Source organism: Microbacterium sp. str. 'China' (assembly GCF_002993305.1).
Lineage (GTDB): Bacteria > Actinomycetota > Actinomycetes > Actinomycetales > Microbacteriaceae > Microbacterium > Microbacterium paraoxydans.
In genome coordinates, this window is the sequence record NZ_CP027434.1 from 3,093,135 (window position 1) to 3,113,441 (window position 20,307).

General features: G+C 71.1%; 18 protein-coding genes. 13 read left to right on the top strand and 5 right to left on the bottom strand.

Features of this window, described 5'->3' with window-relative positions:
• Window positions 1–124: 124 nt before the first annotated feature.
• Window positions 125–568 carry a hypothetical protein gene (locus C6C15_RS15070; protein ID WP_105950504.1) on the bottom strand — a complete coding sequence of 148 codons (444 nt, stop codon included), beginning with the start codon at window positions 566–568 and terminating at the stop codon, window positions 125–127.
• 245 nt (window positions 569–813) lie between these two features.
• Here C6C15_RS15070 and C6C15_RS15075 point away from each other — a divergent pair, with 245 nt between their 5' ends.
• From C6C15_RS15075 to C6C15_RS15100, 6 genes are all read left to right on the top strand, one after another.
• Window positions 814–1,668: a carbohydrate ABC transporter permease gene (locus C6C15_RS15075; protein ID WP_174235390.1), complete on the top strand. Its 855-nt coding sequence runs from the start codon at window positions 814–816 to the stop codon at window positions 1,666–1,668.
• Window positions 1,665–2,570, top strand: coding sequence for a carbohydrate ABC transporter permease (locus C6C15_RS15080; protein WP_025105392.1), 906 nt, complete (start codon window positions 1,665–1,667; stop codon window positions 2,568–2,570). Before C6C15_RS15075 ends, C6C15_RS15080 begins: the two co-directional genes overlap by 4 nt.
• A 48-nt stretch (window positions 2,571–2,618) precedes the next feature.
• Window positions 2,619–3,944: an extracellular solute-binding protein gene (locus tag C6C15_RS15085; RefSeq protein WP_105950505.1), complete on the top strand. Its 1,326-nt coding sequence runs from the start codon at window positions 2,619–2,621 to the stop codon at window positions 3,942–3,944.
• Window positions 3,945–3,955: 11 nt separating this feature from the next.
• Window positions 3,956–5,761 (top strand): BNR-4 repeat-containing protein, encoded by a 1,806-nt coding sequence (locus C6C15_RS15090; protein WP_105950506.1) that lies wholly within the window; start codon window positions 3,956–3,958, stop codon window positions 5,759–5,761.
• 37 nt (window positions 5,762–5,798) lie between these two features.
• On the top strand, window positions 5,799–8,060 hold the full coding sequence (locus tag C6C15_RS15095) for an FAD-dependent oxidoreductase (protein ID WP_105950507.1): 2,262 nt from the start codon (window positions 5,799–5,801) through the stop codon (window positions 8,058–8,060).
• Between the two features lie 68 nt (window positions 8,061–8,128).
• Window positions 8,129–9,016 carry a LacI family DNA-binding transcriptional regulator gene (locus C6C15_RS15100; protein ID WP_231919662.1) on the top strand — a complete coding sequence of 296 codons (888 nt, stop codon included), beginning with the start codon at window positions 8,129–8,131 and terminating at the stop codon, window positions 9,014–9,016.
• Window positions 9,017–9,027: 11 nt separating this feature from the next.
• Here the strand turns inward: C6C15_RS15100 and C6C15_RS15105 are convergent, their stop codons facing one another.
• Window positions 9,028–9,837 carry a DeoR/GlpR family DNA-binding transcription regulator gene (locus tag C6C15_RS15105; protein ID WP_083370935.1) on the bottom strand — a complete coding sequence of 270 codons (810 nt, stop codon included), beginning with the start codon at window positions 9,835–9,837 and terminating at the stop codon, window positions 9,028–9,030.
• An 80-nt stretch (window positions 9,838–9,917) separates the two neighbouring features.
• Here C6C15_RS15105 and C6C15_RS15110 point away from each other — a divergent pair, with 80 nt between their 5' ends.
• The 7 genes from C6C15_RS15110 (at window position 9,918) to C6C15_RS15140 (ending at window position 16,297) form a co-directional block, all read left to right on the top strand.
• Window positions 9,918–10,892, top strand: a complete 975-nt coding sequence (locus tag C6C15_RS15110; protein ID WP_105950508.1) for an acetylxylan esterase — start codon at window positions 9,918–9,920, stop codon at window positions 10,890–10,892.
• Between the two features lie 123 nt (window positions 10,893–11,015).
• Complete coding sequence (locus tag C6C15_RS15115) at window positions 11,016–11,591, top strand: glucose-6-phosphate isomerase family protein (RefSeq protein ID WP_025105385.1); 576 nt, start codon at window positions 11,016–11,018, stop codon at window positions 11,589–11,591.
• A gap of 9 nt (window positions 11,592–11,600) precedes the next feature.
• The gene (xylB, locus tag C6C15_RS15120) at window positions 11,601–13,091 is read left to right on the top strand and encodes a xylulokinase (RefSeq protein WP_105950509.1); all 1,491 of its coding nucleotides are present in this window, start codon (window positions 11,601–11,603) and stop codon (window positions 13,089–13,091) included.
• The gene (locus tag C6C15_RS15125) at window positions 13,091–14,068 is read left to right on the top strand and encodes a phosphoglycerate dehydrogenase (RefSeq protein WP_234024167.1); all 978 of its coding nucleotides are present in this window, start codon (window positions 13,091–13,093) and stop codon (window positions 14,066–14,068) included. The genes xylB and C6C15_RS15125 overlap by 1 nt, the downstream gene beginning before the upstream one ends.
• Window positions 14,065–15,009, top strand: coding sequence for a shikimate dehydrogenase family protein (locus C6C15_RS15130; protein ID WP_105950511.1), 945 nt, complete (start codon window positions 14,065–14,067; stop codon window positions 15,007–15,009). Before C6C15_RS15125 ends, C6C15_RS15130 begins: the two co-directional genes overlap by 4 nt.
• Window positions 15,009–15,977, top strand: coding sequence for a phosphotriesterase family protein (locus C6C15_RS15135; protein ID WP_105950512.1), 969 nt, complete (start codon window positions 15,009–15,011; stop codon window positions 15,975–15,977). The genes C6C15_RS15130 and C6C15_RS15135 overlap by 1 nt, the downstream gene beginning before the upstream one ends.
• 23 nt (window positions 15,978–16,000) lie before the next feature.
• Window positions 16,001–16,297, top strand: coding sequence for a putative quinol monooxygenase (locus C6C15_RS15140; protein ID WP_060922355.1), 297 nt, complete (start codon window positions 16,001–16,003; stop codon window positions 16,295–16,297).
• A gap of 166 nt (window positions 16,298–16,463) precedes the next feature.
• Here C6C15_RS15140 and C6C15_RS15145 read toward each other — a convergent pair whose 3' ends face one another.
• The 3 genes from C6C15_RS15145 to C6C15_RS15155 form a co-directional block, all read right to left on the bottom strand.
• A complete protein-coding gene (locus tag C6C15_RS15145; protein ID WP_060922356.1) occupies window positions 16,464–17,465 on the bottom strand; it encodes an ABC transporter substrate-binding protein in 1,002 nt (333 codons plus the stop codon).
• A gap of 135 nt (window positions 17,466–17,600) precedes the next feature.
• Window positions 17,601–18,635: an ABC transporter permease gene (locus tag C6C15_RS15150; protein WP_174521432.1), complete on the bottom strand. Its 1,035-nt coding sequence runs from the start codon at window positions 18,633–18,635 to the stop codon at window positions 17,601–17,603.
• The gene (locus tag C6C15_RS15155) at window positions 18,635–20,137 is read right to left on the bottom strand and encodes a sugar ABC transporter ATP-binding protein (protein ID WP_025105377.1); all 1,503 of its coding nucleotides are present in this window, start codon (window positions 20,135–20,137) and stop codon (window positions 18,635–18,637) included. The genes C6C15_RS15150 and C6C15_RS15155 overlap by 1 nt, the downstream gene beginning before the upstream one ends.
• Window positions 20,138–20,307: the final 170 nt, after the last annotated feature.

The window sequence follows — 20,307 nt, forward strand, 5'->3', positions numbered from 1 at the left end:
GCGCGGCGCCGCGGGAGCGGCTGCTCCGACCGTAGCCAATCGATAATCGACTAGCAAGGATCGATACTGATCGTTTCGGTTCGTCGCTGCGTCACGACGCGCGCCCCACGCCGAGCAGGTGCGCCTAATGTTCTCGGGCCGCGAGGAGGGAGGTCGGGATGTGCCCGACCGCGAGGACGACCGCGGCCAGCGCGATCCACGGGTTCTGCAGCCAAGCCGCTGTGCCGAGGAAGGCGGCCACCGGCGCGAGGGCCATCGGGACCGGGATGCCGAGGACGGTGTCGAACAGCGCCGACCCGGGCCGGCCGCGGCGGAGGTAGCGGATCCAGAGGGCCCCGTACGCGAGCACCGCCAGCGCCACCGGCACCGCCCACCCCCACGCGATCGGGCCGGCCGCCGTGATCGCAGGGACCGTCATGCAGAGCGCCTGCCCTGCCCTCTCGAACACCAGGAGCACTCGGGGCACCGCCGGGCTCTCGAGCTTCGGTCTCGGCGGGAAGGGGATCAGCAGCAGGTTCGGCAGGAAGATCGCGAGACTCACCGCCAGGCCGAGCAGTGAGAACCCCATGTCGCGATCGTACCGAGGGCTACTCTCGCGGAATCAGTTCACAAAAGAAACACTTTCCACCAGTTTTTGACTATTGCGCTCTCCAGTTGACGTCGCCGTAATCTGCCGGAAATACTGAGGAAGCCCGAGACCGCACCGCGAGAGTGCGGACACATCACCCCAGGCCAAGGATGACCTAGATGACAGAACAGACCATTTCCTCACAGATAGGAACAGGTCGCCGGCCCCGTCGCCTCTCGGACGGGATGTTCGCGCTCCTCCTCACGGCTCCCGGCCTCGCGCTCCTCGCCGCCGTGGTCGTGTACCCGCTGATCACGGCCCTCATCACCGCGTTCTACAAGCAGAGCCTCGTCGAGCCCGGCCGCGAGTTCGTGGGCTTCCAGAACATCGTCGACGTGCTCACCGGCGAGTTCTTCCCGCTCCTCACCCAGACGCTCGTCTTCACCCTCGGCACGACCATCGCGCCGTTCGTGATCGGCTTCGGCCTCGCCCTCGCCCTGAACACGCGCATCCGCGGCGCCAAGGTGCTCCGCGGCCTCATGCTCATCCCGTGGCTGATCCCCGGCGTGGTCGTGTCGTTCCTGTGGATGTGGATCTTCAACGCCAACTACGGCGTGCTCAACGCGGCCCTGGAGACCGTCGGCCTCATCGACTCCCCCCAGGCGTGGCTCGCGAACCCCACCACCGCCATGATCGCCGTGATCGTCGCGAAGACGTGGCAGTCGTTCCCCTGGATGATGGTCATGCTCCTCGCCGGCCTGCAGACCGTGCCGATCGAGCTGCATGAGGCCGCCGAGATCGACGGCGCCGGCACCATCCGCCGCTTCTTCTCCATCACGGTCCCGCAGATGAGCGGCATCATCGGCCTCGTGATCCTGCTGGAGTTCATCTGGAACTTCCAGCACTTCGACATCATCTACGTCCTCACCGGCGGCGGTCCCGCCGGCTCCACCCAGACGTTCGCGACCGCGGTGTACGAGACCGCGTTCGACGGCTTCGACCTCGGCCACGCCGGGGCGATCGGCCTGCTCTGGATGATCCTGCTGATGGCGCTCGTCGTCGTCTACGTCCGTCTGTCCGAGAAGGGAGAGAAGCGATGACCGCCGTGCTGACCGAGGAGACGGTGGCCGCCGTCTCCGCCCCGCCCGCCGCGCCCCGCCGTCGGCGCCACCGCGCCGACCGCCGTGCCTCCACCGTGAGCGCCTGGATCGCCGTCGTCGTGTTCGGCGGGTTCGCCCTGCTGCCCGTGTACTGGCTGCTCGCGACCTCGCTGACCCCGCGTACCGAGGTGTTCAGCTACCCGCCGAAGCTGTTCCCCACCGAGATCACGTTCGAGGCCTACGCCGCCCTCGCGAACAACCCGGCCCTGTTCGGCTACCTCCGCAACAGCATCGTCGTCTCCGTCATCACCGCGATCCTCTCGGTGCTGGTATCGGCGTACATGGGCTACGCGTTCTCGAAGTTCCGCTACCGCGGCCGCCGCAGCCTCATGTACTTCGTGCTGGCGTCGCAGATGTTCCCGCAGGCGCTGCTGCTCATCACCCTCTACGCGGTGTTCTCGGCCTACGGCCTGCTCAACACCTACACGGCGCTCGTGCTGTCGTTCACGACGTTCACGCTGCCGCTGTGCGTGTGGATGCTGAAGGGCTTCTTCGACACGATCCCGGACGAGCTCATCGAGGCCGCCCGCGTCGACGGCGCCTCCCGCCTGCGCATCATCCACTCGATCGTGCTGCCGCTGGCCGCGCCCGGCCTCATCGCCGCAGGACTGTTCGCGTTCGTCCGAGGCTGGAACGACTTCATCTTCGCCCTCACGCTCGCCGGTCCCGACAAGCAGACCCTGCCGCCGGGACTCGTCAACACGTTCATCGGCGAGGCGTCCACCGCCTGGCCCGAGCTCATGGCGGCTTCGCTCGTGGTCTCGCTCCCCGTGGCCATCGCGTTCATCGCCCTGCAGCGCTTCCTCGTCGGCGGACTCACCGCCGGCGCGGTCAAGGGCTGACCCGCACCACCCCCTCATCCGCAGTCCCTCGAAGAAGAGAGCACCCCCATGTCCGAGAACACCACCGTCTCCCGTCGCCAGCTGCTGCAGTTCGCCGGGCTCGGCGCCGCCGGCCTCCTCCTCGCCGGTTGCATGCCGAGCGGCGGCGGCAGCGGCAGTCCGTCCTCCTCCCCCGGCGCCGGGCTCGGCGCGGGCGACTTCACCGCCACCGACTTCTCCTTCTCCAGCTGGTCGCTCACCGAGGAGGCCGCCGCCCCGGCCACCCGCGCGCTGCTCGACGGCTACAAGAAGACCAACGACGTCGGCATCACCGAGGTCTCCTTCCCCTACAACGAGTACTTCAAGCAGCTCATGCTGCAGGTGCGCGGCGGGCAGTTCACCGGCGCCGCGCACGTCGACGTCGCCTGGCTCGCCTCGCTGGCCGCGCTCGGCAAGCTGGAGGACGTCTCGGCACTCACGAAGGGCCGCGGCTACACCGCCTCGAGCCTGGAGGCCACGCAGCTCGACGGGAAGCAGTACGCGTTCCCGTGGACCATCGGCGCGATCGGGCTCATCACCAACTCCGAGCTCCTGAAGAAGGCGGGGATCTCCACGTTCCCGACCACCGTCGACGACTTCGAGGCGGCGCTGAAGAAGCTCAAGGCCCTCGGCGGCGGCCTCATCCCCTACGCCGCCTCGACCAAGGCCGCCCAGCTCAAGGACGTCCTCATCTGGATGCAGACGTTCGGCAGCGACCTCGTCAAGGACGGCAAGGTCACGATCGGCGACGACGCGAGCATCGAAGCGGTCACCTGGTACAAGTCGCTGTACGACCAGGGGCTCATCGCCGCCGACGTCGACCGCTTCGACGCCCGCTCCCTGTTCGCCCAGGGCCGCGCCGCGATCTACGACGACGCCCCCGTGGGCCGCGCGTCCGTCACGAAGGACTCGCCGGATCCCGACCTCGCCTCCAAGCTCGTGCCCGAGTCCCGCCCGGTGCTGAAGAAGGGCGACACCCCGCGCGCCCTCGTCTGGGGCGGCGCCATCGCCATCGTCGGCGGCGACTCCGGCGACAGCACCCGCACGGCCGCGGACTTCGGCCAGTGGGCCACGAGCGACCTGAAGGCGGTGCTCGGCGACTACGAGCTGCGCGGCCTGCCGCCCGTGACCGAGGAGGCGCAGTCCTCGAAGGAGGTGGCGTCCGACGCGTTCGGCGCCCGCTTCGCCGAGAAGATCACGGCGACCGCCACCACCAACCCGTTCTGGCAGTACCCGCAGTACGCCCAGATCGAGACCGTGATCGCCGACCGCGTGCAGGCCGTCCTCGTCGGTCAGCAGAGCGCCAAGGACGCGATGGCGCAGGCCGGCGACCAGGCGCAGAAGCTGCTGGGCTGAGGAGCATCGCCATGACCCTCCGCTGGAAGGCCGGCGCCACCGCTGCCGCCGCCCTCGCCGCGCTCGTCCTCGCCGTGCCCGCTCCGGCCGCCGCCGCGACCCCCGACGTCGAGACCGTGCCCGTCACGGTCGACAGCTCCAACCAGTCCGGCTGGTGGAACCCGCTCGTCGTCGACGGCGACGAGACGTACTTCGCGTACAACGTGCCCGGCTCCGTGGCCGCGAAGCACCAGGTGAACCTGGCCGTCCGCGCCGCCGACGGCTCGTGGACCTCCGGCTGCCTGCGTCTGGCGACCGGGGCCTGCGCCGAGTACGCGGACGACAACGGCCACAACCAGCCGTCGATCGCGATCGACGGCGACGGCTACATCCACGCGTTCGTCTCGATGCACCACGAGCCCTGGAAGTACTTCCGCTCCACCGCGCCGTACGACGCGACCTCGCTCGTCGATGCGAGCGCGGAGATGCCCGACGCCGGGGCCGCGGTCTCCTACCCGGTCACGGCGCAGGGAGCCGACGGCGACATCTGGCTCATGGTGCGCATCGGCGCCGACCCGCAGGCTCGCCGCGACGGGGTGCTGTACCACTATGACCCCGTGGCCGGGACGTGGACCCGCGAGACGACGATCGCCGCCGCCGTGAACCACTCCTTCTACCCGGACGACCTCGAGGTCGATGCCGGCGGCAAGGTGCACGTGCTGTGGGAGTGGGGCCCGTGGCCCGCCGATCCCTACCGCCACCTCGGCTCGTACGCGGTGTACGACCCGGCCGCAGGCGGCTTCCGCGACGTCGCCGGGCAGGCGCTGCCGACCCCGATCCGCCCGGACACCCCCGGCGCCGTCGTGTGGCGCGGCTACGAGCCCGGCGAGACCATCGGCGACGCCGTGCCCGCGGTGCAGACCGCGAAGATGGCCCTGGCCGACGGCGAGCTCGTGGGCGTGACCTACCGGTACGCGGACGAGACCGAGAACGCCTTCGACGTGCGGTGGGCGACCTGGACCGGCTCCGCCTGGACGAGCGAGACCCTCGTGGACACGGACGCCCTCGGTGGCGGCGTGCAGACCATCGCCGCCCTCGACACCACCACCGCCGGCGGCGAGACCCGCGTCTACGCCGTGGTGTCGGTGCAGGACTGCGGCATCACCCGCAGTCAGACGGTGCTGCTGACCGCCGGAGCGTCCGGATGGACCGCCGACACCGTGGGCGACCCTGTCGTGGGCCAGCAGCGCCTCCGCGCGGCGACCCGCACGGACGGCACCGACGTCGTCTACCTCAGCGCCCCTGCTGTCCCCAGCGGAGGCACGCTGCGGCATGCCGAGATCCCGCGCGACGGCCAGCCCGGCACCACCAACCTCTCCGCCATCGTCGCTTCCCTCCGCGGCGACGCCGGCGGCGAGAACCTGGCGCTCGGCGGCACCGCGACCGCCTCGTCCCAGCTCCGCGCCGACACCGGCCCGGAGAAGGCGATCGACGGCGGCTGCACGGATGCGAGCCGGTGGATCTCGGCGGCCTCCGACACCCAGCCGACCATCACGGTCGAGTGGGACGAGGCCGCGCCGCTCGACGTCGTCCGGGTCCGCAGTGGGTACACGGTCGGCCCGCCGCAGACCTCCGTGCTGCGCGACTTCGCCGTCCAGCTGCGCACCGCGAGCGGCTGGGTCACGGTCGGCACCGTCACCGGCAACACGCAGACGACGGTCGTGGTCGACGCCCAGGGGCGGACGGCCGATGCCGTGCGCCTCGTCATCACCGACCCGTCCGACTCCGCCACCGACGTCGCCCGCGTCTACGAGATCGAAGCGATCGCCGCGCGCTGAGCGGCATCACCACCCCTCCCGAAAGGAACCCATCCCCATGCGCACCCAGACCGTCGAAGCCGACATCATCGTCGTCGGCGGCGGCCTCGCCGGAGTGAGCGCCGCCGTCGCGGCCGCCCGCCTCGGCCGACGTACCGTGCTGATCAACAACCGGCCGGTGCTCGGCGGCAACTCCTCCTCGGAGGTGAGGGTCTGGGTGTGCGGAGCGACCGCCCACGGCAACCAGCGGTGGGCGCGGGAGACCGGGATCATCGGCGAGATGTACCGGGAGAACCAGTTCCGCAACCCCGAGGGCAACCCCGTGTACTGGGACGACGTGGTGCTCGACATCGTGCGCCGCGAGCCCAACCTCACGCTGTTCCTCAACACGGAGGTGCTCGAGGCCGAGGCCACCGGACCCGACGACGCCCGTCGGGTCCGGTCGGTCACCGGTTGGACGATGGGCTCGGAGATCCGCACCGTCTTCCGCGGGCCGCTCTTCCTCGACTGCACCGGAGACGGCCTGGTCGGACGGCTCGTCGGCGCCCGGCACCGACTGGGCAAGGAGAGCCGCAGCGAGTTCGGCGAGGACTGGGCGCCCGAGCAGCCCGTGCGCGAGTTCCTCGGCTCGACGCTCCTCTTCTATACGAAGGATCTCGGGCACCCGGTGAAGTACGTCGCGCCGGAGAGCGCGAAGGACATCTCGACCACCCCGATCCCCTCGTCGCGCATCATCCGCAGCGGCGACAGCGGCGCGCACTACTGGTGGATCGAGTGGGGCGGCACGCTCGACATCGTCGACGACAACGAGGCCATCCGCGACGAGCTGCGGTCGGTGATCCTCGGCATCTGGGACCACATCAAGAACTCCGGCGAGTTCGACGCCGACAACCTGACCCTGGAGTGGATCGGCAACATCCCCGGCAAGCGCGAGTACCGCCGCTTCATCGGCGACTACACGCTGCGCCAGCAGGACATCCTGGAGCAGACGTCGTTCGACGACGGCATCGCGTTCGGCGGCTGGTCCATCGACCTCCATCCCGCCGAGGGCATGTACGCGACGGGGGCGGGCGCGGTGCAGCGCTTCTCGGACGGCGTCTTCGAGATCCCGTTCCGCTCGCTCTACTCCGTCAACGTCGACAACCTGCTCATGGCGGGTCGCGATATCTCGGCCACGCACATCGCCTTCGGTGCCGCCCGAGTGATGGCCACGTGCGCGGCGATGGGCGAGGCCGCGGGCACCGCCGCCGCCCTCTGCTACGCGCACGACGCCACGCCCCGCGAGCTGTACGAGCACCATCGTGCGGAACTCCGGCAGACGCTGCTCCGCGCCGACGCCTCCCTCATCGGAGTCGCGAACGAGGATCCCTCCGACCTCGCCCGCACCGCCGCCGTCACCGCGTCCAGCACCCTGCGCACGATCGGCACCCCGGAGAGCACCCTGGCCGCGGCGACCCCGCACACCCTGACGGACGACCTCGGCATCGTCGTCCCCGTGCACCCGCGCCTCGACACGACCGAGCTGCTGCTCGGCGCCGAGGTCGACACGCAGGTCACGGTGGAGGTCTGGTGCACGGGCCGTCCGCAGAACATCGTGCCCGCGGTGCTCGAGCACCGCACCGTGATCGACGTGCCCGCCGGTGGTCCGTCCTGGGTGCGGGCGGAGACGCCTTTCGCCCCCGAGGACCCGCAGAACGCGATCATCGTGCTCCGCGCGAACCCGCAGGTGCAGGTGCAGCTCGCCGACGAGCTCCCGCCCGGAGTGCTCACCCTCGTGCACCGGGTCGACAACGACGACCGGAACGTGCAGGTCGACCGCGACGGTCTCCTCGTGCAGTGGCCGACCAAGCCGCTGCGCGGACGGGTGCCCGCGTTCCGCACGAGCCCGGACTCCGAGGCGGTCGCGCCGGAGCGCGCCGTCTCCGGGTACAACCGCCCGTTCGGCGGACCGCACCTGTGGGCGTCCGCCCCGGAGGCCGAGGGTCCGCAGTGGCTGCGCCTGGACTGGGAGCAGCCGGTCTCGGCCTCCGAGATCCGCCTCGTGTTCGACGACGACGTGGACCTCGAGCTCAACACCCTGCATCACCACCGCAGCCCCGACGAGGTGCTGCCCCAGCTCGTGCGCGACTACCGGGTCGAGGTGCAGCAGGCGGGTTCCGAGGAGTGGCGCACCGTGGCCGAGGAGCGGGACAACCGTCATCGCCTGCGGGTGCATCCGCTGCCGGATGACCTCGGTGCCTTCACGGCCGCCCGCCTCGTGGTGGAGCGGACGAACGGCGTCGCGGAGGCACGCGTGATCGCGTTCCGAGTGCAATCGTGACGGAGAGCGCTAACGTGAAGGGCATCCGTCGTCCCGGCGGAGACCGTCGTCCCTCCAGGAGGCCGCAGGTGACCACCTCGCCCGGCGGCCGCGTGCTCCCCGTCGCGCGGGCCACCCGCACGGGACTCATCGCGCTCGCGGTGCCGCATCTGGAGGAGCCGTACTTCGCGGAGCTCGGCTCGCGCATCGTCCGCGGCGCCGACGACCGGGGGCTGGCCGTGCTCATCGTGCAGACCGAGGGCGACCACGGCCGCGAGATCGACGTCGCCAACGGCGTCGGTCTGCCGCCCATCGACGGGCTGATCCACATCCCGCGCTCGCTCACGGTCGCCGACCTCACACGCCGCACCTCCCCCGGGCCGCTCGTGCTGCTGGGCGAGCACATCCAGGTGAGCCCGTTCACGCACGTCACGATCGACAACCGGGCCGCCGCCTACACGGCCACCGAGCACCTGCTCGCGGTCGGCTGCCGCCGCATCGGTTTCGTCGGACGCCGCGACGCCCGCCCCTCGGATGCCGCCGACCGTCGGCACGCCGGGTACCTGGAGGCCCTGGCCGCCGCCGGCATCCCGGCCGACCCCGCCCTCACCGCGCAGGTCGACGCCTTCACGGCGGAGGAGGGTGAGCGCGTCGCCGGGGCGATGGCCGCCGCGGTCCCCGACCTCGACGGCATCGTCTGCTCGAACGACTCCGTCGCCCTCGGTGCGCTGGCCGCCCTTCAGGCCCAGGGGCGGAGCGTGCCGGGTGATGTCGCCGTCGTCGGCATCGACGACATCCGGGCCGCGCGCTTCGCCGTCCCCGCCCTCAGCACCATCGCTCCCGACCACGCCCGCCTCGTGGACGCCGCGTTCACGGAGCTCGAACGGCAGATCGCCGCGCCGCCGGGAGCGGATCTCCCGGTGCGGCACGTGACGGTCGGCGCCCGGCTGATCCCGCGGGCGAGCACGGCCCGATGACGGCGGCGGACTCAGTCCGCGAGGGCCGTCGCGAGCGCACGCTCGTCGCCGCCGTCGCGCGGCGCGACGTGCAGGGTGCCGACGTGCGCGGCGAGCAGCTCCCGCGCGCCGTCGTCGAGGCCGTCGTCGGTGACGAGGCGGTCGATGTCGCTGAGGTCGGCCACGGTCGTGAGCCCGACCACGCCCCAGCGGGTGTGCTCCGCGAGGACGACGACCTCCCGGCCCGCGGCCATGAGCGCGCGATTGGTCTCGGCCTCCAGCAGGTTCATGGTCGTGATGCCGGCCTGCTCGTCGAGGCCGTGGGCGTCGAGGAACACGAGGTCGCAGTGCAGGTGCTCGAGGGCGCGAACGGCGACCGGCCCGACGAGCGCCTGGGAGGGCGTGCGCACGCCCCCGGTGAGCACGACCGTCTGCGTGTACGGAGCGTCCGCGCGGTCCGGCGGCGAGAACAGGTCGGAGACCGGCAGAGCGTTCGTGACGATCGTGAGCTCCGGGACGCGCACGAGCTCCCTCGCGAGCGCCAGGGCCGTGGGTCCGCCGGAGATGCCGACCGCCATACCCGGCTCGACGAGGCCCGCGGCCGCCGCGACGATCGCCCGCCGTTCCGCCGAGGCCGCCGGAGCCGGAACCAGACGCTGGAGGCCCCGCGCCCGCACGCCGCCACGGATGCGCTCGACCGCGCCCTCCTCGGCCAGCTGATCGACGTCGCGCCGCACCGTCATCTCGCTCACCTGCAGCGTGGCCGCGAGCTCGCCGATGGAGGCGGTACCGCGATCGCGGGTCAGGGCCAGGATGCGCTCGCGTCGTTCCGTGACCAGCACGCGGTCTCCTTCCGATGGAGCCTCCAGTCTGCCACGCACCCCCGCCCGCCCCACTCCCGGAACAGGACCCCTCAGCCCGCATGACCTTCCCCGAGCCCTACGCCACCTGGTTCCCCGATGCCGCGTTCGACGGCAGCTACGGCCGCACCGAAGCCGACCTCCGCGCCGTCCACCCCGTGCCCGCGCCGCCCGGTTTCGCCGACCGCTGGGGGCGCTGGCGGCGCGAGGCCGCCGCGGTGGACGCGGCCCCCGTCGTCCTCTCCACCTCCGAGGAGCAAGGCCGTCGAGTGTCCGTCGTCGAGCATGCCGGCGTCGACGGTGTGCGGCTGCGGGCCTGGGTGGTCGAGCCCCTCGACGGCTCTCCCCGCGCGGGCGTCGTGCACGGCCACGGCTACGGGGGTCGCGACGCGGTCGATCTCGCCCGGGTGCCGGACGATGTGGCGGCGATCTATCCCGTGGCCCGCGGGCTCGGCGTGCTGAACGCGGGGATCGGAGCGCCCGAGCCGACCCCCGAGCACGTGCTCGCGGGCATCGACGACCCGGAGCGCTACGTGCTCGGCCTCTGCGCCCGTGACCTGTGGCTGGCGGCCGACGTCCTCGCCTCGGTCGTCGGCGCGCTTCCTCTCTACTACGTCGGGGAGAGCTTCGGCGGCGGCATCGGCGCGCTCGCCCTGCCGTGGGACGACCGGTTCGTGGGGGCCACCCTCATCGTGCCGAGCTTCGGCCAGTACGACGAACGGCTGGCGGTGCCGTGCCTGGGGAGCGGGGAGACCGTGCGTCAGCACGTCCTGCGGCATCCCGAGGCCCGCGAGGCGCTGCGCTGGTTCGACTCCTCGACGGCGATCGGCTTCACGGAGGTGCCGGTCCGGGTGGAGGCGGCCCTGTGGGACCAGTACGTGCCGCCGCAGGGGCAGTTCGCGGTCGCCGCCGGGGCGCGCGACCTCGACCTCGCGGTCCTTCCCGCCGGTCACGCCGAGTACCCGGGGTCGGCGGACGTGACGGCGGGCGCCATCCGCGGCGGGCGCGAGCACCTGGAACGGGTGCTCGGCGGCTGACGGCCATCGCGCGCGCGGCCTGCTCCGCGCAGGAGAGCACTGGACGCAACCTGTCATAACAGGTAAAGTGAGCTTGTCATTACAGGTTGCGCGACGACGCAGCACCCGTTTCGAGGAGCATGGATGCCCGAGTACCAGACCCCACCGATCTCCCCGATGGCGATCGCCTTCGACGCCGAGAAGCTCACCCTCTCCCCCGAAGGCCCCACCCTGACCCGGCGGATGTCCGACCTCGAGGGCCTGTTCCGCGATCACGACGCCTGGGCGGCTGCCGCCGCGGGCGAGGACCCGATCGTCTACACGGTCGTCAGCTCCCCTGTCCCCGAGATCGAGCGCGAGCTGCCGCAGTCGATCACCACGATCATGCCCGGCGACACGGGCGGCGAGCTCTGGATGACCAAGGGCCACCAGCACCCCGACCATCAGGGCGAGATCTACCTCGCGCTGCACGGCCGCGGCGGACTGCTCATGTTCGACGGCGAGCGCACCGAGTGGCTCGACATGCTCCCCGGCACCATCGGCTACATCCCGCCGGGCTGGGCGCACCGCTCCGTGAACACGGGCGATGAGCCGTACTCCTTCCTCGCCGTGTACCCCGGCGGCGCCGGCCACGACTACGGCTGGGTGCTGGAGCACGGCATGGGTTCGCGGGCGTTCCGCGCGGAGTCCGGCGTCGACCTGCGCCCCTACGCGGAATAGGCTCCGGCCATGATCATCGCCCACGACCTCGGCACCACCGGGAACAAGGCGTCCCTGCACCACGACGACGGTCGCCTGATCGCCGCGGTCACCGTGCCGTACCCGGCCCACTTCGCGGCCGGCGGCATCGCCGAGCAGGACCCGGCCGACTGGTGGCACGCGGTCGTCACGGCGACCCGCGACCTCGTCGCGCGCACCGGCACCGCCGCCGCCGAGGTCGCCGGCCTCGTGGTCAGCGGACAGATGATGGGCGCCGTGCTGCTCGACGCCGACGGCGAGCCCGCGCGGCCCGCGATCATCTGGGCGGACACCCGCGCCGGCGCCCAGCAGCGCGAGCTCGAGGCGGCGGTCGGCGCCGAGCGCGCCTACGGGATCCTCGGCCACCGCCTGAACCCCACCTACTCCCTCGAGAAGATCATGTGGGTACGCGACAACGAGCCCGCGGTGTGGCAGCGCGTGCGCCGGGTGTGCGTCGCCAAGGACTTCATCGTGCTGCGGCTGACCGGGCGGCTCGCCACGGACCGCTCGGACGCCTCGGGCACCAATGCGTACGACCAGGTCGCGGGCACGTGGTCGCCGGAGATCCTCGCTGCCGCGCGACTCGATCCCGCCCTCTTCCCCGAGATCCTGGAGTCGACGCAGATCGCGGGCCCGCTCACGCCCGCCGCGGCCGAGGCGCTCGGGCTGCACACCGGCGTCCAGGTCGTGATGGGCGGGGGCGACGGACCGCTCGCCGCGGTCGGCTCCGGCGTCGTGGCGCCGGAGGACGGCGCCTACGTGTGCCTCGGCACCTCCTCGTGGATCTCCTTCGCGGCCGACGCCCCGCTGCACGACCCCGCGATGCGCACCTTCACGTTCGACAACGTCGTCCCCGCGTCGTTCGTGCCGACCGCGACCATGCAGGCCGGCGGCGCCTCGGTGCAGTGGATCGCCGAAGCCCTCTCCGTCGACCCCGCGCACCCGGAGACGGGGCGCCTCGTCGCCGAGGCCGCGAGCGACATCGACACCGACGACCTCTACTTCCTCCCCTACCTGCTCGGCGAGCGCTCCCCGCTGTGGGACCCGGATGCGCGCGGGGCCTTCGTCGGTCTCGCCCGCCACCACGGGCGGGCCCACCTCGTGCGCGCGGTCCTGGAGGGGACGGCTTTCAACCTCCTCACCTGCATCCAGGCGTTCCGCGAGGCCGGCGCGACGATCGACCGCATCGACGCCGTCGGCGGCGGGGCGCAGAGCGACGTCTACCTCGCCGTCCTCGCCGACGTGTGGGGCGTGCCGGTGCGACGCCGCACGATCGTGGAGGAGGCGAACAGCCTCGGTGCCGCGGTCACGGGAGCCGTCGGCCTCGGCCTCACCGACTTCTCCGCCGCCCGGGCGCTCAGCGAGGTCACCGCCGAGTTCACGCCCGACCCGTCCCGGCATGCGGTCTACGCCGAGCGTCACGCCCGCTTCACCGACGCGTACACGGCCCTCGCACCGTGGTTCGCCGGAAGGCAACGCTGATGGGCGTCATCCTCGTCACGAGCCGCTCCTTCTCGGACGGCGACCTCGACCTGGTCGGGCGCGCCGCGCAGGCCGGACACCGCATCCTCCGCGGACCGGCCCATCACGACCTCGACGAGCTGCGCGTGCTGCTGCACGGCGCCGACGCCTGGATCGCCGGCACCGGACCGATCACCGACGCGCACCTCGCTGCCGGCCCGAAGCTCAAGGTCGTGGCGCGCTACGGGGTCGGCACGGAGGCGGTGGACCTCGCGGCGGCGCGCGACCGCGGCATCCCGGTCACGAACACCCCCGGCGCGAACGCGGATGCGGTCGCCGACCACGCGGTCGGCCTCATGCTCGCCGCCCTGCGCACCATCCCGGACGGCGACCGCCGCGTGCGGACCGGCGACTGGAGCGTGCGCCGCGGACGGGAGCTCGGCGCCGCGACCGTCGGCATCGTCGGCTTCGGGCGGATCGGCCAGGGGGTCGCGCGGCGACTGAGCGGGTTCGGCCCGCGGCTGCTCGCCTCCGACCCGTTCCTCCCCGCCGACCTCGTGCGGGACCACGGCGCCGACCCCCTCGGCCTCGATGACCTGTTCCGCACCGCCGACGTGATCACGCTGCACGCCCCCGGCGGTCAGCGACTCGTCGACGCCGAACGCCTCGCCGTGATGCGACCCGGCACCGTGCTCGTCAACACGGCCCGCGGCGACCTCGTGGACGAGCAGGCCGTGGCGGACGCGCTGCGTGACGGCACCCTCGCCGGTTACGCCGCCGACACTCTCGACGGCGACACCGCCGCGCACGACAGCCCCCTGCTCGACCCGGCTCTCGCCGACCGCGTCATCGTCACCCCGCACCTCGGCGCCCAGACCACCCAGGCCGTCGACAACATGGGAGAGCTTTCGCTCGCAGATGTGCTCGCCGTCCTCCGCGGCGCCGACCCCGCCCACCTCGTCCCCGTCCCCGCGTCCGCCCCCGAGGAGAACCGATGACCACCGCCGCGACGTCCGCCCCCTCCACCGCCGACTACATGGGCTTCGTCGGCGTCACCACCGCCTCCTCGTCGATCATGAACGTGTTCCCGCTGTGGGCCGACATCCTCGGCCTCCCCACCCGGACCCTCGTCGGCCACGATCTGCCGATGGATGCCGACCCCGCCCAGTACCGCGCCATGGTCGAGCAGATCCGCGACGACCCGCACCACCGCGGCGCGCTGGTCACCACGCACAAGATGAACGTGTACGCGGCGGCGTCCGACCTGTTCGACGAGCTCGACCCGTTCGCCGTGTCCTGCGCCGAGATCTCCAGCATCGCCAAGCGCGGGTCCACGCTGTCCGGCCGCGCGAAGGACCCGATCACGGTCGACCTGGCACTGCGCGACTTCCTCCCGGCCGACCACTTCGCGCGCACCGGTGCCGAGGTCCTCATCCTGGGTGCGGGCGGATCGGGCACCGCGCTGAGCTGGGCCCTCGCCGAGCGGGAGGATGCGCCGGCCCTCATCACCGTCACCGCGCGCACGCAGGACAAGCTCGACCACCTCCGCGAGGTGCACCGCCAGCACGGCACCCCCGAGGGACTGCTCCGCTACGTCGTCACCGAGACGCCGGAGGAGGCCGACGCCCTGGTCGCCGCTGCGCCCGCGGGATCGGTCATCGCGAACGCCACCGGGCTCGGCAAGGACCGCCCCGGCTCCCCGCTGACCGACGCCGTCGTGTTCCCCGAGGGCGCGTACGTGTGGGAGTTCAACTACCGTGGCTCCCTGGAGTTCCTGCACCAGGCCGAGGCACAGGAGGACGACCGCGGCCTGCACGTGGTCGACGGCTGGCGGTACTTCATCCACGGCTGGTCGCAGGTCGTGGCGGACGTGTTCGACCTCGACCTCACGCCGGAGACCGTCGAGCGCCTCGCGGAGGCCGCGGAGTCGGTGCGCTGATGCCCGCCGTGCGGACCGTCCTCGGCGACCTCGACCCGGCGCGGCTCGGGCGCGTGGACTACCACGAGCACCTCTTCCAGGTGTCGCCGCTGCTGGTCGGGGACGAGCTCGACGACCAGGCCGCGTCCGGCGAGGAGGCCGGTCTGCTGCGGGCGAGCGGTTTCGAGGCCATGGTCGACGCCACCCCGTTCGGCCTCGGTCGCGACCCCGCCGCCGTCGCCCGCATCAGCGCCGCGACCGGACTGCACGTGGTCGCCACGACGGGCCGGCACCGTGAGGCCCACTACGGCCCCGACCACCCGATGCAGGTGTGGGGCGCGGACCGCCTCGCCGCCCTGTTCGTGTCCGACCTCACGCGGGGGATGCCGGCGGACGACACCGCGGTGTTCGAGACGCCCGACGTGCCTCTCGCCGCGGGTCCCGATGGGCAGCCCGTCCGCGCCGGCATGCTCAAGGGCGGGGCCGACTACTGGCGTCTCAGTCCGTTCGAGCGGACGACCCTCGTCGCCGTCGCTCAGGCGCACCGGGAGACCGGAGCCCCCGTCATGGTGCATCTGGAGTTCGGTACCGCGGCCCACGAGGTCCTCGACCTGCTGGGAGCCGAGGGGGTGCCGGCGGATCGCGTCGTGCTGGCCCACGCCGACCGCGACCCCGACCCCGGTCTGCACGTCGCGTTGGCCGAGCGCGGTGCCCACCTCGGGTACGACGGCTTCGCCCGCCCGCGCACCCGCTCCGACGCCGAGCTGCTGGCCCTCACGGTCGCCGTGGTGGAGCGCGGCGCCGGTGACCGGATCCTGCTCGGGGGCGACGTCGCCCGCCGCACCCGATACATCGCGTACGGCGGCATGCCGGGTCTCGCCTACCTGGGCGACCGCTACCTTCCGCGGCTCCGCGAAGCCGTGGGTGACGACGCCGTGCACCGGATGCTCGTGACGACGCCCGCGCGCTTCCTGACCCTCCACTCCTGACCACCCGAACCCGAGGAGTCGTCATGCCCGAACCCACCGTCCTCCACGCCGTCTTCACCGCGCAGCCGGGAGCCGCCGACCGGGTCGCCGCGCTGCTGCGGGACTTCGCCGAGGTGGTCCGCGCCGAGGAGGGCAACATGGTCTTCGACGCCCACCGCCTCGTCGACGACCCTGACCGCTTCTTCGTGTACGAGGTCTACCGCGACGAGGACGCCTTCCAGGCCCACCTGCACGCACCCGCCGGCATCCCCTTCAACGCTGCCCTGCAGGAGCTCATCGTCGAGCCCACCTCGATCCTGACCTTCCTCCGCCCCCTCTGACCCCACCCCTCTCCGTCTCCCTGTTTCAGCCGCACGACCCCGACACGGGTGCACGAGGAGACCAGGGGTCCGATCGTGCAGCCGCCCCGGACCACGGACCGGAGCCGGAGTTCCCCCGGACACGACGAAGCCCCCCGCCCGAAGGCGAGGGGCTCCGTCGTGCGGGTCACTCGTAGAGGACCGCGGCGATCTTGTCGTCCTCGATGTTGTTCTTGTCGTACCAGTAGGAACCGGTGTCGTAGAACTCCTCGACGTCGTCCCCGTTGGCCGCGTCGTAGGCCGCCTGCACGACCTGGGCGCCGATGCCGATCGGGTCCTGCGTGATGGCGCCGGCCATGGTGCCGTCCTTGATGGCGTTGATCTGGGCCGCACCGGAGTCGAAGCCGACGATGGTGATCTTGCCCTTCTCGAGGCCGAGCTCGTTCACGGCGTTCACGACGCCGATGGCCGAACCCTCGTTGGTGCCGTAGATGCCCTTGAGGTCGGGGTGGGCCGCGATGAGCGTCTTGGCGATGTCGGCCGACTTCAGGTGGTCGCCGTCACCGTACTGGATGTCGACGATCTCGATGTCGGGGTAGTCCGCCTCGATCTTCTCGACGAAGCCGTCGCGACGCTCGACACCCGTCGAGTTGATCTGCGAGTGGCCGACGATGGCGACCTCGCCCTCGCCGCCGATCAGCTCGGCCATGTGCTCGGCCGCCAGCGCACCGGCGACCTTGCTGTCCGTCGCGGAGAGGCTGAGTCCGACGTCGCCGTTGCACGGGGCGTCGAAGTAGACGACGGGGATGTCCTTCGACTTCGCCTGCTCGAGCGGGGCGACGCACGCCTCGGGGTCGAGGGCGGCGTAGGCGATGGCGTCCGGGTTCTTGTCGATCGCGGCGGTCAGCATCTCGAGCTGCTGCGCGATCTCGGTCTCGGCGGCCGGGCCCTCGAAGGTGATCTTGACGCCCAGCTCCTGGGCCTTCTCCTCGGCGCCCTTCTTGACGGCCTGCCAGAACTGGTGCTGGAAGCCCTTCGAGACCATGGCGATGTACATCTCGCCGTCGCCGCTGCCGGTGTCGCTGCCCGAGCCCTCTTCGATCACGTCGCCGCCGCCGGCACAGCCGGCGAACACGAGCGCGGATGCGGCCACGAGTGCCGCGAATGCGGTCTTCTTGCCGAATTTCATGGAAACTCCGTTGTTCTGTGTGGGTGCCGGCCAGGACCGGCGGGTGGACATTCGTGGTGCCTGTGCGGAGGTTTTCCGCGGGGTCCGGCCGGAGCCGGGGACGGCGGCGGGCACGGGTTTCGCCGCCGCCGTGTCTCAGGTCCGCTGGCGGTTGCGCAGCGAGTCGAGGAAGACGGCCAGCAGGACGACGACGCCGACGACGATGTTCTGCCATTCGGGCTGGATCGACATGATGCGTAGGCCGTTGACGAGGACGCTCATGATGAGCGCGCCGATCACGGTGCCGAGGATCGAGCCGCGGCCGCCGAGCAGCGAAGTGCCGCCGATGATCACGGCCGCGATGGCCTGCAGCTCGTAGCCGGTGCCGATCTGCGGCTGGGCCGAGTCGAGGCGGGCGGCGATCACGATGCCCGCGATGCCGGTGAAAGCGCCGGCGAACATGTAGATGAGGATCGTCCAGCGACGGGTGTTGACGCCGGAGAGGCGCGTGGCCTCCTCGTTCGATCCGATCGCGAACGTGTAGCGGCCGAGCAGCGTCTTCGACAGCACGAGCCAGGCGACGATCGCGAGGGCCGCGGTGATGAGCACGGCGTTCGGGATGCCGGGGATGAGCACGCCGAGCGCGATCTTCTTGAAGTCGGGAGCCGAGGTCGAGAAGTAGATCGGCGCGACGTTCGAGATGACGAGGGCGAGGCCGCCGGCGATCATCATCATGGCCAGCGTCGCGATGAACGGAGGCAGCCGCAGGAACGTGATGTTGACGCCGTTCACCAGGCCCATGAGCACACCGGTCGCGATGCCGCCGAGCACACCGACCCACACGGGCAGGCCCATGTTGGTGATGAGGACACCCGTCATCACGGCGCAGAGCGCCATGCCGGTGCCGATCGACAGATCGATGCCGCCCGTGATGATGACGAACGTCGTGCCGAGGGCGAGGATGCCGATGACCGCGGTCGACAGCAGCACGGTGGCGATGTTGCTGAAGGTGAAGAAGTTCGGGCTGGCGATCGAGAAGAAGATGACCAGGACGATCAGGGTGCCGAACGCGAGCGACTGCTGGAACTGCCGCTTGAGGAACCCGGCGACGTCGCGCTTGTCGGTGTCCTCGTTGACGGCCGTCTGGATGATCGTCGTCGTCGACGATCCGGACTGCTGTGGGGTGCTCATCAGTCTTCCTCCCCGTGGGCTGCGAGTTGCATGATCTTCTCCTGGCTGGCTTCCTCGTTGCGGAGCGTCCCGGTGATGCGGCCGTTCGCGAACACGGCGATGCGGTTCGCGACCCGGAGGATCTCGGGGAGCTCGGACGAGATGACGATGATGGACTTGCCCGCGTCGGCGAGCTGCTGCATGAGGCGGTAGATCTCCTCCTTCGCGCCGACGTCGATGCCTCGCGTCGGCTCGTCGAAGATGAGGATGTCGCAGTCGCGCATCAGCCACCGGGCGATGACGACCTTCTGCTGGTTCCCTCCGGAGAGGAGCTTGACGACCTGGTTGACCGAGGGGGTCTTCACCCGCAGCTGCTGAACGTACTCCTTGGTGCGGTTCTTGGCCTTGCTGTCGCCCATCCACCCGATGCCGTTGGCGTAGGAGCCGAGCGACGCGAGCACGGTGTTGAAGGTGACGTCCTGCTCGAGCATGAGGCCGAGCAGCTTGCGGTCCTCGGAGAGGTAGCCGACGCCGTGCTTGACCGCGTCCGCGGGCTGCGCGATGCGGACCGTGCGCCCGCCGATCGTGATCGTGCCGCCGTCGCGGTGGTCCGCGCCGATGACGGCACGGGCGGTCTCGGTGCGGCCGGCGCCCATGAGGCCGGCGAATCCGAGGATCTCGCCCTTGTGGAGCTGGAACGACACGTCCTTGAGGAGCTTCCGCGTGGACAGCCCCTGCACGTCGAGCACGATCGGGTCGTTGAGGTGCTCCCGGGCCTGCGGGCGGGTGCCCTCGTCGATCACGCGGCCGACCATCATCTCGATGATCGTCGGGATCGTGATCTCGGACTTGTCGAGTGATCCGATGTATGTGCCGTCGCGGAGGACGGTCACCCGGTCCGCCAGGCGGCGCAGCTCGTCCATCCGGTGCGAGATGTACACGATGCCGGTGCCGCGGGCCTTGAGCTGCTCGATGAGGACGAAGAGGGTCTCGACCTCGCTGTCGGTGAGGGCCGACGTCGGCTCGTCCATGATGAGGACCTTGGCGTTGAAGGACAGCGCCTTGGCGATCTCGACCATCTGCTGCTCGGCCACCGTCAGCTCGCCCACGCGCTGGCGGGGGTCGAGGTGGATGTCCAGGCGCTGCAGCAGCTCGGCCGTCTGCCGGTTGAGCTTCCGCTCCGACAGGAACGGGCCCGTCGTGGGCTCGCGGCCGACGTAGATGTTCTGCGCGACCGTGAGGTCGGGCATCAGGTTGAGCTCCTGGTGGATGATCGTGATCCCCAGCTCCTGCGCCTGCAGCGGGCTGGTGAGCTCGACCTCCTGCCCCTCGAACGTGATCGTGCCCTCGTCCTTGGTGTAGATCCCGGAGAGGATCTTCATCAGGGTGGACTTGCCGGCACCGTTCTCACCCACGAGCACGAGCACCTCGCCGGCGCGCACCTCGAGATGCACGTCCTTCAGCGCCTGGACACCGGGGAATCCCTTGCTGATCCCCTCGACCCTCAGGATGGGTCCACTCATGCGCTCACCTGCTTCCTTGAAGGTTCTGTCGCGATTGCGGCGGACCGTTCCGCCGTAAACATCGGATCAATTCTGCGACCTGCACCCGGGTCAGTGCAAGTTGTATCTAAATGTATCTAACGATCGGCGGCGAGGGAAGACCTGTAATAACATCTTGGTCTCGAACCGCC

Coding starts and splice junctions, on each gene's coding strand:
- C6C15_RS15145 (WP_060922356.1), bottom strand. CDS start 17,465: ATGAAATTCGGCAAGAAGACCGCATTCGCGGCACTCGTGGCCGCATCC.
- C6C15_RS15130 (WP_105950511.1), top strand. CDS start 14,065: ATGACCACCGCCGCGACGTCCGCCCCCTCCACCGCCGACTACATGGGC.
- C6C15_RS15110 (WP_105950508.1), top strand. CDS start 9,918: ATGACCTTCCCCGAGCCCTACGCCACCTGGTTCCCCGATGCCGCGTTC.
- C6C15_RS15080 (WP_025105392.1), top strand. CDS start 1,665: ATGACCGCCGTGCTGACCGAGGAGACGGTGGCCGCCGTCTCCGCCCCG.
- C6C15_RS15115 (WP_025105385.1), top strand. CDS start 11,016: ATGCCCGAGTACCAGACCCCACCGATCTCCCCGATGGCGATCGCCTTC.
- C6C15_RS15070 (WP_105950504.1), bottom strand. CDS start 568: ATGGGGTTCTCACTGCTCGGCCTGGCGGTGAGTCTCGCGATCTTCCTG.
- C6C15_RS15150 (WP_174521432.1), bottom strand. CDS start 18,635: ATGAGCACCCCACAGCAGTCCGGATCGTCGACGACGACGATCATCCAG.
- xylB (WP_105950509.1), top strand. CDS start 11,601: ATGATCATCGCCCACGACCTCGGCACCACCGGGAACAAGGCGTCCCTG.
- C6C15_RS15140 (WP_060922355.1), top strand. CDS start 16,001: ATGCCCGAACCCACCGTCCTCCACGCCGTCTTCACCGCGCAGCCGGGA.
- C6C15_RS15090 (WP_105950506.1), top strand. CDS start 3,956: ATGACCCTCCGCTGGAAGGCCGGCGCCACCGCTGCCGCCGCCCTCGCC.
- C6C15_RS15075 (WP_174235390.1), top strand. CDS start 814: ATGTTCGCGCTCCTCCTCACGGCTCCCGGCCTCGCGCTCCTCGCCGCC.
- C6C15_RS15155 (WP_025105377.1), bottom strand. CDS start 20,137: ATGAGTGGACCCATCCTGAGGGTCGAGGGGATCAGCAAGGGATTCCCC.
- C6C15_RS15125 (WP_234024167.1), top strand. CDS start 13,091: ATGGGCGTCATCCTCGTCACGAGCCGCTCCTTCTCGGACGGCGACCTC.
- C6C15_RS15085 (WP_105950505.1), top strand. CDS start 2,619: ATGTCCGAGAACACCACCGTCTCCCGTCGCCAGCTGCTGCAGTTCGCC.
- C6C15_RS15135 (WP_105950512.1), top strand. CDS start 15,009: ATGCCCGCCGTGCGGACCGTCCTCGGCGACCTCGACCCGGCGCGGCTC.
- C6C15_RS15095 (WP_105950507.1), top strand. CDS start 5,799: ATGCGCACCCAGACCGTCGAAGCCGACATCATCGTCGTCGGCGGCGGC.